Source organism: Roseobacter sp. N2S (assembly GCF_031454055.1).
GTDB lineage: Bacteria > Pseudomonadota > Alphaproteobacteria > Rhodobacterales > Rhodobacteraceae > Amylibacter.
Genome location: NZ_JAVDQB010000010.1, coordinates 20,330 through 36,100, shown reverse-complemented (window position 1 = coordinate 36,100; position 15,771 = coordinate 20,330). Strand labels below are relative to the sequence as shown.

The 15,771-nt window shown below is 53.8% G+C and carries 12 protein-coding genes and 2 pseudogenes; 3 read left to right on the top strand and 11 right to left on the bottom strand.

What is annotated here, in order from left to right; translation table 11 throughout:
• The first annotated feature begins 82 nt into the window (after positions 1-82).
• Positions 83-379 carry a hypothetical protein gene (locus GGE09_RS18745; RefSeq protein ID WP_309747716.1) on the top strand — a complete coding sequence of 99 codons (297 nt, stop codon included), beginning with the start codon at positions 83-85 and terminating at the stop codon, positions 377-379.
• On the opposite strand, the gene GGE09_RS18740 is transcribed toward GGE09_RS18745, so the two are convergent.
• Positions 376-648, bottom strand: coding sequence for a hypothetical protein (locus GGE09_RS18740; protein ID WP_309747824.1), 273 nt, complete (start codon positions 646-648; stop codon positions 376-378). The genes GGE09_RS18745 and GGE09_RS18740 overlap by 4 nt on opposite strands.
• Between GGE09_RS18740 and GGE09_RS18735 the strand changes: the two genes are divergently transcribed.
• A complete protein-coding gene (locus tag GGE09_RS18735; protein WP_309747822.1) occupies positions 592-1,206 on the top strand; it encodes a substrate-binding domain-containing protein in 615 nt (204 codons plus the stop codon). The two genes, GGE09_RS18740 and GGE09_RS18735, sit on opposite strands and share 57 nt — an antisense overlap.
• A gap of 41 nt (positions 1,207-1,247) precedes the next feature.
• Here the strand turns inward: GGE09_RS18735 and GGE09_RS18730 are convergent, their stop codons facing one another.
• The 8 genes and pseudogenes from GGE09_RS18730 to GGE09_RS18695 all read right to left on the bottom strand — a co-directional run.
• Positions 1,248-1,952: an SDR family NAD(P)-dependent oxidoreductase gene (locus GGE09_RS18730; protein ID WP_309747715.1), complete on the bottom strand. Its 705-nt coding sequence runs from the start codon at positions 1,950-1,952 to the stop codon at positions 1,248-1,250.
• Positions 1,945-2,661, bottom strand: a complete 717-nt coding sequence (locus tag GGE09_RS18725) for a GntR family transcriptional regulator (protein ID WP_309747714.1) — start codon at positions 2,659-2,661, stop codon at positions 1,945-1,947. The genes GGE09_RS18730 and GGE09_RS18725 overlap by 8 nt, the downstream gene beginning before the upstream one ends.
• On the bottom strand, positions 2,658-3,947 hold the full coding sequence (locus GGE09_RS18720; protein ID WP_309747713.1) for a TRAP transporter large permease subunit: 1,290 nt from the start codon (positions 3,945-3,947) through the stop codon (positions 2,658-2,660). Before GGE09_RS18720 ends, GGE09_RS18725 begins: the two co-directional genes overlap by 4 nt.
• Positions 3,940-4,461 (bottom strand): TRAP transporter small permease subunit, encoded by a 522-nt coding sequence (locus GGE09_RS18715; RefSeq protein ID WP_309747711.1) that lies wholly within the window; start codon positions 4,459-4,461, stop codon positions 3,940-3,942. The genes GGE09_RS18720 and GGE09_RS18715 overlap by 8 nt, the downstream gene beginning before the upstream one ends.
• A gap of 48 nt (positions 4,462-4,509) precedes the next feature.
• Entirely contained in the window at positions 4,510-5,496 is a 987-nt protein-coding gene (locus GGE09_RS18710) for a TRAP transporter substrate-binding protein (protein ID WP_309747710.1), read from the bottom strand.
• A 28-nt stretch (positions 5,497-5,524) separates the two neighbouring features.
• The gene (locus GGE09_RS18705; protein ID WP_309747708.1) at positions 5,525-7,159 is read right to left on the bottom strand and encodes a hydantoinase B/oxoprolinase family protein; all 1,635 of its coding nucleotides are present in this window, start codon (positions 7,157-7,159) and stop codon (positions 5,525-5,527) included.
• Positions 7,156-9,219: a hydantoinase/oxoprolinase family protein gene (locus GGE09_RS18700; RefSeq protein WP_309747707.1), complete on the bottom strand. Its 2,064-nt coding sequence runs from the start codon at positions 9,217-9,219 to the stop codon at positions 7,156-7,158. Before GGE09_RS18700 ends, GGE09_RS18705 begins: the two co-directional genes overlap by 4 nt.
• 175 nt (positions 9,220-9,394) lie before the next feature.
• Positions 9,395-9,878: pseudogene (locus GGE09_RS18695) on the bottom strand (IS3 family transposase); the annotation flags it as partial.
• Positions 9,879-10,292: 414 nt separating this feature from the next.
• On the opposite strand from GGE09_RS18695, the gene GGE09_RS18690 reads away from it, so the two are divergent.
• A complete protein-coding gene (locus GGE09_RS18690) occupies positions 10,293-14,429 on the top strand; it encodes a Calx-beta domain-containing protein (RefSeq protein WP_309747706.1) in 4,137 nt (1,378 codons plus the stop codon).
• A gap of 97 nt (positions 14,430-14,526) precedes the next feature.
• Here GGE09_RS18690 and GGE09_RS18685 read toward each other — a convergent pair.
• Positions 14,527-14,670 (bottom strand): annotated as a pseudogene (locus tag GGE09_RS18685) (IS6 family transposase); the annotation flags it as partial.
• A gap of 132 nt (positions 14,671-14,802) precedes the next feature.
• Positions 14,803-15,756, bottom strand: a complete 954-nt coding sequence (locus tag GGE09_RS18680) for an ABC transporter substrate-binding protein (RefSeq protein WP_309747705.1) — start codon at positions 15,754-15,756, stop codon at positions 14,803-14,805.
• Between the last annotated feature and the right edge of the window lie 15 nt (positions 15,757-15,771).

Sequence of the window (15,771 nt, the reverse complement as noted above, 5' to 3'; positions counted from 1 at the left end):
TAGCGATGGGAGCGGAAGACCCGCAGAAATGCTTCGGAAATGCGCCTACACATTTGGTAGTCGCGCAATCCGGGGGCGGCAGATGGGCTATGCTTTGGTTGCGGAACCTGTTGAATCTGAAATCGAAATCGAACGCCTAAAGTACCGGCAGAAACTGATGCGGGTTTTTGAAACAGTCATCGAGCGGGGAATGGCACGTGGTGAATTTCCCATGCAGTCTGCCGAGGTATCTTCCGCATGTATCGTTGGCTCTCTTTTTGAGGCGCTGGTCGGCCCGCTTGCCCGAGACAATGACCTGTCCGACCGCCAGCGTCTGCGGCAGGTGGAAGACATCGCAACATTTTGCCTGCGGGCGGTTTCAGGTGCGCGCGCGGATTAGCGTGATCCCATTGCGATCGGCACACCAGTCGCCGCTATGGCGATACCGCGCAGGGCCGTTGCGGACAAATGTTCGCCAAATTTGGGCGAGCGTGTATTCCCGCGCAAGCATCTTGCCCCAAGAGTGACCCAAAACGTGGACCCTGCCCCACCCCATGGCTTACGCACCATCTCCACTTCTTCTGTGTAGCGCTCGATGCTCCACAACGATGTATCAGCCGGCACGTCGGATCGGCCCGTACCCAACGGGTCAAAAGTCACGACACTCAAGTTCGGGCCTACGGCCGATTCAAAGCCACCGTTCAACAACAGCAAAACCTCATCAGGGCCGCCGCGCGGCTGGAGAGTATAAAGGCAGCTTTATCGGTACGCGGTCAATCCCTGCCCGAAAACTGTATTCTTGAGCGCCCGATCAACCACTTGGAAGGGCCGCACAGAATCCGCCATTTGTTAGCGCAACCAGACACCCTGACTGCTATTATCTGCGGCAGCGATGTCTACGTTATAGGCGCGTTGCTGGAATGCAAACGCTTGAATGTGTCCGACCCTGACCAGCTCTCGATTGTCAGCTTTGATAATTCAGAACTGGCACCCCTGATGGATCCGCCATTAACCAAAGTCGACCTTGCTGTTCAGAAAGTTGGCAGCTGTGCCGCGGTTTATCTGTTGAACGCCATGGACGGTAAAGATGCACCATCGCAAATCGTTCTGGAACATCAACTTGTCATCCGCGAGAGTGCTGCGTTTGCCCCCTCAGGCAACTACCCCGACAGCATAGGGCATGCACAATTTCGGCTCCCGTTGGAAATATTACTGACAATTCTATGAAACTATGCCGCCCTGTTTGCTGGTTAGCGACGCCCCGCCTGCTAAAAAATGTGCGAGATACTTGCGCCACCATCCTGCGACACAACCTGCCCCGAGACGAAACTTGCATCGTCACAGGTCAAAAGCATCGCCATTCCGGCAACTTCTTGTGGTGTGACTTTCCGGCGTGCAGGGGTGACACTGGTCCAGTCTGATAGATGCGCGGCATCAGGGATCATACCAGCCGAAACCGCACCGGGCGCCAGCGCATTAACCCTGATACCATATTCGGACAATTCGGTAGCCATGACCCGTGTCATGGCCTCTATACCGGCTTTGGACGCCCCGTAAGCCAGACGCCCTCTGACTCCGTATTTTGCATGGATCGAGGAAATGAACAGAATGCGACCGCCGGTTTTAACCATCTTGGCGGCGACGAGTTGTGCCACGCGAAAACTGCCCACAAGATTTACATTCAGGACTTCTGAAAACTCTTCTTCCGTCATGGATAAGAATTCGTTTGCACGGAAAATTCCAGCCGAATGGACCAGCACGTCAATTCCGCCGAGAATGTCTTCGGCCTTCTCAATCGCATTCGCCACAGATGTACCGTCGGCAAAATCGGTTTCAATCCATGTCGTGCTATCGCTTTGTGTCCGATCAAGGTTCACCACACAATCGCCGCGCGCCAAAAGCGTAGAGATGATTGAGGAACCCAAAGCGCCGCTGCCGCCGGTGACAACTGTTCGTAAAGGGGGTTTATTCAATTTCAACATCCGTTTGCAGTTGGAATCTTTCCGGATCGAAGGTTGCCACGGAAATTTCCATCAGGGTCGCGTTGGTATCATAAAGCTGCGCCACAATCCGCAAGGCGGGTGCGTCAACGTCTAGTCCGATAATGCTGGATATTTCGGCGGGGCAGCGGATCGCCTTTGTTGTTTGACTGACCCGCTCTACAGTAATGCCAAACCTTTCCTCGATAGTGCGAAACACCGAAGGGCCGCTGCGTTCAAGTACATGTTCGATCGCGGCGTAGCGGGCGGGCACGTATATTTGCGTGCTGTTAAACGGCACTTTTTCACCGGGCAAGGTGCGGGTGCCGCTGATTTCCAACCAGTGATTGGTTTCACTTTCGTAGCCGTGAAGCTGGGGAATGGCATCTGTGTGCACTGTTTGCGTCCCGGTCAACACCAACTCTGTGTCGCGCCCCAAACTCAGCAGCTCGTGTAATCCGGTCGTGCGCATATTAAAGCGGGACTGGGGACGATCGGCAATAATCGTCGTTCCAGCGCGTTTCCTGCGCTGCAAGACGCCTTGGCGTTCAAGCTCGGTGTAGGCAAGCCTGAGCGTCGAGCGACTGACGCCGAGTTCGATGGCATAGTCAGCCTCCGGCGGGAGCTTTTCACCCACGCGCAGCTTGCCTGCCTGTATCTGTTGCAACAGGGTATCAGACAGTTGTTGATGTAGGGTCGTCATTGCAAAGTCCTGGGCAGCCAGAGTGCCAAATCGGGGAATATTGCGAGCAGTATAGCAAAGCCGAGCAAGATGCCAAAGAAAGGCAGCGCCGCCCGTGCGATCACGCCGATGCTTTCGCCTGTCTGGGATTGAATGACAAACAGATTGAACCCGATTGGCGGAGTGATCTGACTGATTTCAACCGCGACCACCACAAAGATGCCAAACCAGATCGGATCAAACCCCGCCGCCGTGATCAATGGCAAGGTAATCGGCAGGGTCATAACGATAATGGACGTGCCATCAAGGAACATTCCCAGTACCGCATAGAACACCAGCAAGACAACGATCAATGCCATAGGCGACAGGCCGAACGCGGCGATCTGACCGGCAATGGCTTTGGGTATTCCCAAAAAGCCGAACGCCGAATTCAAAAGCGCGGCACCGATCACAATCAGCCCGATCATCGCAGACGTGCGCACCGCGCGGCGGCCCGCAGAAATCATCGCACGCAAACTGAAACGTCCCATTGCAACTGAAATCAGAACTGCCCCTAGTACGCCCAAAGCTGCAAGTTCACTGACGCTTGCAAAACCAAGATAGAGCGCCCCCATTATCGTACCGATCAAGAGTGCGATTGGGCCGATATCGCGCAAACCGCCCAGCAACTCGGCGCGCGTTGGGCGCTCTACGTGTGGCTGGGTTCCGGTCACGGTCTGATGGACGGCGATGTAAATCATATAGAATGCTGCCAGTGTCAGTCCGGGGATAACACCGGCGATGAACAGTTCCAGAATGGATTGTTCGGCAACGACGCCGTAGATGATCATAATAATCGACGGCGGGATCAGAAAACCCAAGGTCCCTGCCCCTGCCAGCGATCCCATAGCCAGATTGCGGTCATACCCACGGGCTTTCAACTCTGGCAGGCTGACATTACCGACAATCGCAGTTGTTGCGGCGGATGAACCGGAGACAGCGGCAAACAGTGTCGATCCGACCACATTCACATGTAGCAATCCGCCCGGCAAACGACCAACCCACGGAGCAAGCCCCGAAAACAACGACCGGCCCAAACCTGCACTGACGAGAACCTCGCTCATCAGAATAAAGAGCGGTAGTGACAATAATGGAGTAGGGATCATAGCCCCCCAGATCACACCGCTGCCGAAAATATCCATTGGAATGTTAGGCTTGAAAATCGACAGCATAAGATAGCCTGTCGCAAACAGTGACAGACCGATCCACACCGAACCAGCCAGAAGGACCACAAAAAGAAGGCAGGCTACAACGGCAATCTCAAACATCAGCTTGTTCCTTGTCTTCGCCGCGCCATTCAAACTGCTGGTTGGTGACACGCCGTATTATCCGCGCAAGAAGGTCCAGCCAAAGCTGGGCAAAACCCCACAGAATAACCGCCTGCGGAATCCAAAGCGGTGTCTTGGAAACCGAGGTTGCGAGAATATTACGATCAAAGGAAACCGACACTTTCGTCCACATGGCATTCACGATTGCAGCAACAACCACCAGCGCGACAAGGTTCGCCAGAATATCCATCCACCGCGCGACACCAGCAGGCAGTTTTTCGGTGACCAAGGTAATGCGCACATGCACGGCGGTCCGGATCGCAGGCCCACAAGCCAGCGCAAAAACTGCGGCCATCGCGTATTGGCTGAATTCCCAAGTGAAGGAAAAGCTGCGGGCTTGTGCACGGGCAACGACTTCGGTCAGCATCAAGGTGCAATACCCGAATATCAGAGCAACGGCAGCAAACTCTGCCAATCGTGACAATCGGTCTATGAGGGTGAGAAACTGGTTCATAATGATCGCGATACGCAGGGGCGGGCGGACCCGCCCCCTTGCATCTGCCTACTTGCCGGTCTGCGCAGCATAGGCCTCAACGATGGCCTCTGCTTCTGGAACAGTCTTGAAAAAGTCAGCCCACATCGCCTTGCCAGCCTCGGCCATCTTGGCCTTCAGGCTGTCATCAGCCTGAGAGATAACCATGCCGTTTTCAACCAGAACCGCAGTTTTGGATGCATCTTCCTGTGCAGAAGCCGCCCAGAAATCCGCTTCCATTTCATCGGCAAGCGTCTGGATTGTTTCGCGCTCCTGCTCAGACAATCCGTTCCATGCATCCAGATTCACAGTCACCGCATCAGGCGACATCGACCAATTCAGCGGATTGAAGTTACCTGTAAACTGATACAGTTTTGAATTCGCACCGGTTGATGTGGACGTCGCCGCGCCATCAACTGTTCCGGCAGCCACAGCGGTTGCCAGTTCTTCGAAAGGCAACTCGACTGGTGCCGCGCCCATTTTTTCAAGAAACGTGAAAGAGGTCGCGTTGAAGGACCGGATGCGCAAGCCGTTCATGTCGTCGGCACTCACAACCGGTTCCTTCGTGTAAACACCGGGAGATGGCCACGGAACGTAATAGAGAACCTTTTGGTTATGACGTTCAAAAATCGCATCATATGTCGGCCCCGCTACTTCGAGCCAGGTTTTCATCTCGTCTTGACCCTGAATCAGATAGGGCAGAGTGTCGATGCCGAGGAAGGGTTCTTCGCCAGCTTGCAGGAAAAGCAGCATATCCGCCATCTGGACAATACCGTTTTCCACTGCGGCCAGTTTTTCAGTGATCTTCACCCCTGTTTCACCTGATAGATGAACGGTGATATCAACCCCGCCGTCGGTTGCGTCCCGAACAGCATCAGCAAAGGCAATGGCGCTTTGCGCATGGAAGTTGTTGGCGCCCCAAGCTGTCGTCAAATCCCATTTGGTTTCTGCCAGCGTAGCTGTTCCGCTTATAGTCAATGCAGTTGTTGCTGCAAGAATTCTGGTCATAAGTGTCATTGAATATTCTCCCGTTGTTTGGTTTTCGTTACTTCGGTTTATAAAGTGTTCGGGCGGCCTCCACAGAGACAAGCCCGTTCTGTATATCTTGTTCCAGAACCTGTTCAGGACGGGCGGCTGGGTCGCCATAACCACCGCCACCGGGGGTCTGCAAAATCACACGCTCCCCTGCTGGAATTTTATACATGCCTTTGTCCGTTACCTGTGTGCCATCGCTGATGGCAACTTTGCCAGTGGCACCTTTCTGGCCGCCTTGGCGTCCCTCTGGCCCCGCCCGAAGACGCTCGAATGCGGCGGCGGACATAAACATGTCCTCATCAATCCGCGATCCGATTTCTATGCGCTGACCCAAGCCACCCCGATAGCGGCCAGCCCCGCCACTGTCACAAATGAACTCCTTAGAGTGGTAGATCACCGGCGATGCCACTTCCGCGGCCTCTACTGGAACAGAGCCGACACCAGAAGGGAAAGCTGTCGTGGACAGACCATCGCTTTGGGGCCGTGCGCCCATTCCACCGAGTGCGACGTTCAACGATGTGAACGGCGTTTTACCCGCACCAGACAACGACAATGTCCACAAAGCGCCGGCACTTTCGGCAAGGACTTCACCGGGCAGGGCTTGTTCCAAACACCCAAGCATCAGATCGGGCAAGGCCTGCCCGATAACATGGCGCGCGGAAACGGGGCTGGGGCGTTCTGCACTGACCACAAGTCCGGGTTCCGCCGTGATTGTGATCGCATCCAATGACGCTTGGTTGTTGGGAATTTCAGGTGTCAACAACGCGCGGATACCGAATGACGCATAAGCAGCGCTATAGTTCAGCGGGCAATTGATACCGCGCCCCACCGCAGGCGAAGACCCCGAAAGGTCAACCGCGATGGACCCGTGCGATATTGTCATCTTTGCCTTCAACTCGATCGGTGCATCGTAACCGTCCAGCATCATTGTATTTTCATAGACACCTTGCGGGGCACGGGCCAATGCCTTCTTTGTGCCGATGGCGGACCGCTCGAAAATAAAACTTGCAACACCAAGCAAATCCGACAACTCGTATTCGCCCATCAAATCCAACAGGCGTTCGACCCCTGTATCATTGCAGGACAACAGGGACAGAATATCGCCCCGTGCTTCGTGTGGAACCCGTGAATTTGTTGTCACAATCCCCAGCAAGTCTTCGTTCAAAGCTTTTTCGCGGCGCAAGTACATGACAGGGAATGTCACGCCTTCCTCGTACACGGAATGCGCCTCGGCAGACCAACCGCGCCCGCCAATATCCACGATATGACTGGTCGAGGCGAGATAGCCCACGATCTTATCATTCAGAAATGCAGGGGTGACAACGACAAAGTCGAAGACGTGTCCGGCCCCGAGCCACGGATCATTGGTGACCAGCACATCGCCCGGCTTCAGCTGCTCCGCTGGAACGAACGCCAGCATCGCACGCACAGAAGCCGCCATCGTGTTAACATGTCCCGGCGTACCGGTGACGGCCTGCGCCAGCATGTCCCCGTTAGCATCAAAGACGCCGGCAGAAAGGTCACCCGCTTCGCGCACAATCGCGCCAAAAGCAGCCCGCATCAGGGCGTTTGCCTGTTCCTCACAGACCGAAACCAATCGGTTCCACAGCACGTTTTGCGCTACAATGTCCAACTTATCGCTCATGCGTCGCTCCGATCCAGAATAAGGTGCCCGTGATCCGACGCGCACACATTCCAGCCGGGACGAACCAAGGTCGTTGTCTGATCTTCGGTCACAACCGCCGGTCCTTGCAGGGTGTCATGGCCGAGCGATGAACGGGTCACGATCCTGTAAGTAACGTGATCCTGAGCAGCCAAATCGAATACCTGTCGGGTGACGACCGTGTCATCCCCCGTCCCCGGTTCGAACGCCTGTGATTTTGGCATGGCCCTTTCACGTGCGGTGACACTGACAGAAACCAGTTCAACGGGGATGTTATCCAGCGTGAAGCCGACCAGAGCATCGTATTTGCTTACAAATTCCGCCTCTAGCCCCGCAACATCAATCGCAACGTTTTCGGCCCCATGTTCCAGCACGATTTCAAGTCCTTGTCCTTGGTATCGCAACTCTACCTTGACGCTCGCATCAATTCTATCTGCGGGAACGGCCTCTCCGACAATCGCACGGACATCAGCAAGCTGATCTGCAATTCGCTCGGAAAGTCCGGGGGCGTCAACGCTTTTCAAAAGCGCCATTACCGAAATCGCACTTTCAAAGGCCACAGGAGAACGAAGGAAGCCAACAGCCGATCCGACTCCTGCATTTTGTGGCACGATGATACGTTTGATACCCAGCTTTTCCGCAATCCGCGCCGCATGCAGCGCTCCGCCACCGCCAGACACCAACAGGTCAAACGAGGCGATGTCATGACCAAGCTCAATACCATGAACCCGCGCTGCATTCGCCATCGTCTCATCGGCAAGTTCTACAATCCCCGCCGCCGCAGTCGCCGTATCCGCGATACCCATCGGCTCTTGCACGTGTCGCGTGATCGCGGCGGGCGCATTTTCGGGCGTCAATGCAATCATGCCGCCAGCAAACCCTTCAGCCGCGATATTTCCGACCGTCAAATGTGCATCCGTAATCGTCGCATTTTTGCCGCCCCTGCCATAGGCCGCAGGCCCCGGATCAGACCCGGCGCTGCGCGGGCCAACCTTCAGCCGCCCGAGTGAATCTACACCCGCAATAGAACCGCCACCCGCACCGATTTCGACCAACTCCACCGTTGGAACACGTACTGGCAAGCCACTGCCCTTCACGTCTCGCCACGCACGCGCAACTTCAAAGCGCCGCGTCGTTTGTGGGTTGCCGTCACTGATGAAACATATTTTCGCTGTGGTGCCGCCAATATCAAGCGATAGCGTTCTGTTTGAGCCGAGTTCCCGTGCAACATGGGCCGCCAAAGCCACCCCGCCTGCAGGCCCGCTTTCTACCAAACGGATTGGATAACGCATGGCCTGTTCAAGCGTGGTCAACCCGCCACCAGACAACATCATCAGGAACGATCCGTCAAAACCCAAACGGTTCAGTTCCGCCCTTAATGCTCCCAGATATTTTGACATCAATGGCCGCACATAAGCATTGGCGCAGACTGTCGAGAACCGCTCAAACTCACGGATTTCACAGGCGACATCTGAACTTTTACAAATCGTAACTGTGTCACCCAAAGTTTTTTGCAAACGGTCCGCGACATAGTCTTCATGGCTGGGGTTGCGATAAGAATGCAGAAATCCGATCGCAACCGCCTCAACGCCTTCGCTTTGGATCTTAGCCGCCAAAACGTCTATTTCGGCGTCATTCGGCGTCTGTAGCACTGATCCGTCTGCCAGAATACGTTCCTGAAGCCCCAAGCGCAGCGGGCGCGCAACCAAGGCTGTAGGCATTTCGATATTCAGATCATACTGCTCAAAGCGTTTTTCATAGCGCATGTCGAGAACATCCCGAAACCCTGCCGTTGTTACAAACGCCGTCTTCGCGCCGCGCCGTTCAATCAGCGCGTTGGTTGCAAGGGTAGTGCCATGGATGACGGCCGAAATGTCAGCATAACTTCTATCAAGTTGCGTCAACAGCCTGTTTACCCCGTCAAGTGCGCCCCGATCGGGTGAGTCCGGCGTGGTCAAAACCTTCACTGAGGACAAGCCCGCTTCGGTTTCCGCGACGACGTCAGTAAACGTGCCGCCAATATCTATTGAGAATTTTATCATGACTTATTTAAGTACGTACTATAAAATAAAGTCAACACTTTTGTGTCAATTCTTCTGTATTATGTTCCGTTCCCTAGATATTTGCCTTTGCTTAATGTGAATCGGTCTCAATAAATCCAACACCGCCCCTGTCTCAGCGAGCCGAAATGGGGGCGGTGTCGGATTTATTGAAGTAAGCCAGAGTCTCAGGTATATCGCGCTTCAGCCGCTTCTTGGGCTTAATCCGCAGGTTCAGCTCCGACTCGCAGTAGATCCGATTGACGTGTTTGTGGTTCCAGCCGTAGCCCTGCACGTGGCGCAAATACAAAAAACACAGGCCAAAGCCCCAACTGACTTTGTTTGCGGTCAGGCGTTCCAGCCAATCGGCTATCTTCTGGTTCTGGTCATTCAAGAATGGACAGTAGCGATAGTAGGTCTCGCTGACTTGAAACGCCCGGCAGCGGCTGACACCGTGCTGTGCGACCGCTTTCACAGCCATCTCGCGGCGTTGAGACGGCATGAGCGTGTTTTTCAAGTGCCCCCTTTAAAAGATCGTTCTTCATGCGCACCTCAGCATACATGCGCTTCAAGCGACGTTTTTCTTCTGGCATGTCCTTCATTTCGGACATCAAAGATGCATCCATCCCGCCAAACTTCGCACACCATTTATAGAAACTTGCGCGTCGCTATATCGTCCATTCTTCATTCAAAATCACCTCAGTTATCTTGCCGAGAAAATGCGGTTTTTGAACACCACTAATTTTAAGGGGGATTACCAAACCGCAAACCGAAGTTAGAAATACGCCGCGTTCAAGATCACAGATTTTGAGTGATGGGTTCCTTTTAAACTGACCAACTTCTCAATCCTGATATTGATTGCCAAAAGCGCGCCAATTGGCCCAGATTGAAATCTGACGCAACAAAAATCCCAAAGTTTGCGACACTACAATCAGGACGAACCCTTTGCAAATAAGGACGAGTTGAACGCCGCATACCGAATCTTTTGTGCTAAATCCCCTTTAGCGTTATTCTAGCGGGAATTAAAGAATCAACTGTTTTCTACTTTATAAATTGCCCATTAATGGAGAAGTATTATGACAACAATTACCATTAATTCTGTCAACGCAGACGAAAGCATTGGATCAGGGTTTGGCGGCTTAATTACCTATACCGTATCTTTATCAGAAATCCCCATCGACACCGTTTCAGTCAATTATCGCACATTACAGGCGACAGCCGACGAAAGCATCGATTTTCCAGCCACCAGCGGACTACTGGTTTTTGCGCCAGGCGAAGATGTAAAAACCATCACCATCCGTGTAAACAGCGATAATATTGATGAAACGGACGAAGCCTTTGTGCTCGAACTTTTTGATCCTGTGGATGCAACATTTCAGGGCGATGCCAAGGTTCTGCGCGAAACAGCATTTGTGCTCGATGACGATGGGGTCGGGCTAAACCGTTCCGTTTTCGTGTCCTCGCCTGTCGTCGTTGAAGGCGATGGTGGCACGCGCAAAGCTCTGTTCGAGGTGAAGCTTTCACAGCCGGGCACATCCAATATCACGCTGGATTATCAAACGCTGGACGGCACCGCCACAGCAGGCGCGGATTACACCGCCAAAACGGGCAGCCTTACATTCACGCCGGGCCAGACCAGCAAGATTGTAACCATCAATATTCCCGCAGACAAAGCGGTTGAACCGTCAGAGTTTTTTCATCTGGCCGTGGGTGCGAACAGCGCAATTGCGGACAAATCGGGTGGCTTGGTCGGCACGGCCACCATTCTGGATGATGACGCGGGAGGCAGCTCGCCAACTCTATCAATTGACAGCGTCAATGCCGTTGAAAGTATTGGCTCAGGTTTCGGTGGCGTTGTCCGGTATACGCTGACATTGTCAGAGCCCGCGGTTGACGTGGTGACCGTACACTATCGCAGCGTTGCCGAAAGTGGCGTTTCCCAGATTGATTACCCTTGGCTTCGGGACGTCGTGACCTTTGCCCCGGGTGAAACGTCAAAGACGATCAGCATTCGCGTCAACAGCGACAATGTTGAAGAAACCGACGAGGCCTTTTCCATCGAACTTTACGACCCGGCTGGAGCCAGCTTTGAAGGGGATGCAAAGGTACTGCGCGAAACCACATTCATTCTGGATGATGACGGGACTGGAAACGACCGTGCAATGTCGGTGTCTTCTGCCAAAATTGTAGAAGGCGACGCAGCCACTAAACAGGTGGTTTTCGAAATCAAGATTTCACAACCTTCCGATACAGAACTCGAATTCAACTATTCGACGCGTAACGGCAGCGCCGTTAGCGGCCAGGATTACACAGCCGAATCCGGCAAGATCACTTTCGCACCGGGCCAGACCAAAACGGCTGTTGTCGTTGATGTAATAGGTGATGCGCTTTTGGAACCATCTGAGTTTTTTCATCTTGTTGTCGATGCAAACTCACAACTTGGCGAAAAAGCCGAAGGCATCGTTGGAACCGCAACAATTCTGGATGATGATGCAGGCTCGAAACTTCCGACACTGTCACTTAGCTCGGTCGACACGATTGAGAGCATCGGGTCAGGATTTGGCGGCACGCTGAGCTTCGAGCTGATCTTATCCGAACCCTCGGTCGATACGGTCACGGTGAATTACCGGACCTTGGCGCAAACCGCATTGGCAAGCATTGATTATCCCGAAGCCATTGGAACAGTTACCTTTGCGCCGGGCGAAACCTCGAAATTCGTCGATGTTCGGGTCAACAGCGATAGTGACCCGGAAACAGATGAATCCTTCACGCTGGAACTGACGGATGTGGCTGGGGCCGTATTTGCAGGCGATGCCAAGGTTCTGCGTGAAACCGCATTTATACTAGATGATGACGGCACCGGCGTTGACCGTGCCATGTCCGTTTCCTCACCGATTATCGTTGAGGGTGACAGTGACGGAAAACAGGCGGAGTTTGTGATAAAGCTGTCTCAACCGTCTGATACAGCGTTAGAGTTTTCATTCACGACCCGCAACGGCAGCGCGATTGCAGGAACGGATTACACAGCCAAATCCGGCAAGATCAGCTTTGCACCCGGGCAAACCGAAGCGGTTGTTCGTGTAAACCTGAAAGGCGACAAAGCGGTCGAATTTAGCGAAACCTTCGATCTGGTTCTCAGTGCGACGAGTGCGCTCGGGGACAAATCCGGAGGGCTGGTTGGCACGGCAACTTTGATCGACGACGATGCAGGCGGACCTGAACCAACACTGACGCTGGAAGCCATCAGCGCCACTGAAAGCATCGGGTCGGGTTTTGGCGGGACTGTGCACTACACCTTTACACTGTCCAAAGCGGCGGTAGATACCGTTTCAGTGGATTACCGGACAATCGCGCAGGATGCTGTGTCGTCGATTGATTTCCCCGGGACCTCTGGAACGCTGATTTTCGCACCTGGCGAAACATCGAAAACCGTCAGCATCCGGGTCACAAGTGACAGCTTAAACGAAGCAGACGAGGCGCTTGTCCTTGAAGCCTTTGACGCAAAGGGCGCAGCTTTTAACGGTGATGCCAAGGTTCTGCGCGAAACCGCATTTATTCTGGATGATGATGGGCTTGGTCTTGACCGCGCCCTTTCTGTGTCGTCCCCCGTCGTCGTCGAAGGACGCGGAGGAACCACGGACGCACTGTTCGAAATCAAGTTGTCGCGCCCATCTGATACCGTTCAGAAATTCCAGTTCACAACCAAGGATGGCAGTGCCATTGCGGGCGCGGATTACACCGCCAAATCGGGCACCATCACATTTGATCCCGGCCAGACCACAGCTTATGTCAGGGTCAAAATTGATGGAGATCGCGCCGTAGAACTTAGCGAAGCATTCTTTCTTGCGGTCAAGCCAACGGCCAGCCTTGGGGACGACGGAGTTGGCGCGGTCGGTGTCGCGCATATTCTGGATGACGATGCCGGAGGGCGCGAACCGACGATCTCGATCGAAGCGCTGGGAGCACAGGAAAGTATCGGGTCGGGTTTTGGCGGTCGGCCCACGCTGATTGTCACCTTGTCCAAGGCGTCAACGTCGGTGGTCACTGTCGATTACCGCGCACTGGCAGGAACAGCCGAGAACGGTGTTGATTTCACCGCCGCGTCGGGCACGATCACCTTTGCGCCTGGGGAAACATCCAAATCAGTAAGCGTGGCTGCGATAAGCGACTCGACCATAGAGAGCGACGAGGCTGTCGTGTTCGAAGTATCCAAGGCGACAGGAGCAAGTCTGTCGAACGATGCACGCTGGCTGCGCGAAACTGCATTCATTTCTGATGATGACGGCGTCAATCTGGATCGGACGGTTTTCGTGTCGGACGCAATTGCCGAAGAACAGGATTTTGGCACGTCAAAAGCGGTTTTCGAAATCAAGCTATCCGAAGCATTTACCGAGACAGAAACATTCCGTTTTGTAACCCAGAACGGAACTGCCAAGGCGGGTAAGGATTATGTCGAAACCAAAGGAGCAATCACCTTTGATGCTGGTCAGACCATCGCTTATGTAAGCGTTGATCTCATTTCCGATTTCAGAACAGAAAACGACGAAACCTTTTCGTTGATGCTCAAAAAAGGCAGCCTGCCAGCGACCTTGATCGTGCCAACAGGCAGCAACACCGGCGAAGCAACCATTCTGGACAATGATATCCGGGGGACAAAGAAAGACGACGTGTTGCGCGGCACTGGTGATCCTGAAGGTATCTACGGGCTTAACGGCAATGACAAACTGGTCGGGCGCAACGGCAATGACCAGCTTTACGGCGGTGCTAAAAACGATGTGTTGAACGGCGGGGGCGGCAACGACGTGCTGATCGGTGGTAACGGCAACGACAAGCTGATTGGCGGCAACGGTGACGATCTGCTGTTGGGCGGAAAAGGCGCCGATCTTTTGATTGGCGGTCGCGGCGCGGATGAATTCCAGTTTAATTTTAAAGACAGTTTGCCCGGCCCCAAAGAACGCGACACAATCCAAGATTTCAATCGCGGCCAAGGCGACGTTGTCAATCTGTCAGGCATTGATGGGGACCGCAGTGAGAATGGTAAACAAGACCTGACGTTTATCGGGCGGGACGTCGATTTCACTGCCGCAGGCCAGGTGCGATTTGACACGGACAAATCATTCCTAGAGGTTAATTTCAACACCGATCTGAAGGCGGATATCAGGATCGACATGGGAGATTTGACAACTTTTGGGGTGAATGACTTGCTGCTCTGAAGGTGGATTTCTGGCAACTTTTCTCGCGCCAGAACCGATGCGTGCGCTGTTATTGCCAAGTGTAGGCGTTAGCTTATGAAGCTTGGCAAAGGCAAGATCATGCCACCATTTTCGCAGCGCAATCTGCCCAGAGGCTGAAAGCATCGGATCGGGCGTTGCGGTATGAAATTGCGTTCAGGTGATAGCGGCGAGGACGGAAGCGCACGTTTATTTGGTTATGCGCGGCCAAAAACCTCTGAGCCTACCGCAGAGATTCTCTCGTTGTCATGTCAGCCGGTACGACACTTTGATCGCGTTGTTCCAGTCAGGATGTAGTTGCAGACTGCCTGATGCACCAAACTAAGGGTGCATCAGGCAGGGTGCTGATAGGCATTTAGAACGGGCTGTCTGGGAAGTAGAACTTCTCAGCGTTTTCGGGTGTAATCACCTGACTGCCAATGATGAAACGGCCGGAAACGGGGGTGGCCGAGACAAGGCCAAGCGCTGTCATTTCGATTGCCGTGGCAATCTGCGCAGGGGGATAGGTCACGTTGACGGGAAGTTGCGGATCACCGTCCATAATACGTTTGATGATTTCTTTCATTCCGGCACCACCAACAACCCACATTTCTTCAGAGCGGCCCGCTTGGGAAATTGCCTCAAGAACACCAACGGCCATATCGTCATCTGCGGCCCAAACCGCGTCAATGTCATCAAATTTGGACAGGAAATCCTGCATCACGTCGAATGCGTCATCACGGTTCCAGTTCCCGTGCTGCATATCAAGTACGTTAATACCAGACCCTTCAATTGCGGCTGAAAACGCATCCACACGTTCGTTATCAAGTGTGGTCGGGATGCCCCGAAGCACCACGATATTGTCACCATCCTTCAGCGTTTTGGCAAAATATTCCCCTGCCGTTCTGCCAAATCCGGTGTTGTCGCCAGCCACATAAAGATCCTCGATGCCCGGCACCGCAAGCCCCCGATCCACAACCGTAACCCAAATGCCCTGTTCCTTAACGGCCTGAACAGGCGATGTCAGCGGCTCGGATTCAAAGGGCAGCACAACCAAAGCGTCGATATTGCGCGTTGCAACCATATCTTCGATATCGTTGACCATTTTGCCCGCATCACCTGATGTCGCCAGTACAAAATCCAGTTGCGGATATGTTGCTTCCAACCGTTCGATGCTGGCGCGGGCGTGATAGTTCAGCCCGCCCATAAAGCCGTGGGTTGCGGCAGGTATTGCAACACCGATCGTATAGTTTGCGTCCTGTGCAACGACCGGACTTGCAATCATTGCCAAGCCCAATGCGGCGCCTTTGATAATACTTCTGCGTTTCATGAGTAGTTCCTCCCT

What these genes read in the sequence shown, in the direction of transcription:
- GGE09_RS18745 (WP_309747716.1), top strand. Translation starts at nt 83, where the DNA reads ATGGGCTATGCTTTGGTTGCGGAACCTGTTGAATCTGAAATCGAAATC.
- GGE09_RS18725 (WP_309747714.1), bottom strand. Translation starts at nt 2,661, where the DNA reads ATGACGACCCTACATCAACAACTGTCTGATACCCTGTTGCAACAGATA.
- GGE09_RS18720 (WP_309747713.1), bottom strand. Translation starts at nt 3,947, where the DNA reads ATGTTTGAGATTGCCGTTGTAGCCTGCCTTCTTTTTGTGGTCCTTCTG.
- GGE09_RS18715 (WP_309747711.1), bottom strand. Translation starts at nt 4,461, where the DNA reads ATGAACCAGTTTCTCACCCTCATAGACCGATTGTCACGATTGGCAGAG.
- GGE09_RS18710 (WP_309747710.1), bottom strand. Translation starts at nt 5,496, where the DNA reads ATGACACTTATGACCAGAATTCTTGCAGCAACAACTGCATTGACTATA.
- GGE09_RS18705 (WP_309747708.1), bottom strand. Translation starts at nt 7,159, where the DNA reads ATGAGCGATAAGTTGGACATTGTAGCGCAAAACGTGCTGTGGAACCGA.
- GGE09_RS18700 (WP_309747707.1), bottom strand. Translation starts at nt 9,219, where the DNA reads ATGATAAAATTCTCAATAGATATTGGCGGCACGTTTACTGACGTCGTC.
- GGE09_RS18690 (WP_309747706.1), top strand. Translation starts at nt 10,293, where the DNA reads ATGACAACAATTACCATTAATTCTGTCAACGCAGACGAAAGCATTGGA.
- GGE09_RS18680 (WP_309747705.1), bottom strand. Translation starts at nt 15,756, where the DNA reads ATGAAACGCAGAAGTATTATCAAAGGCGCCGCATTGGGCTTGGCAATG.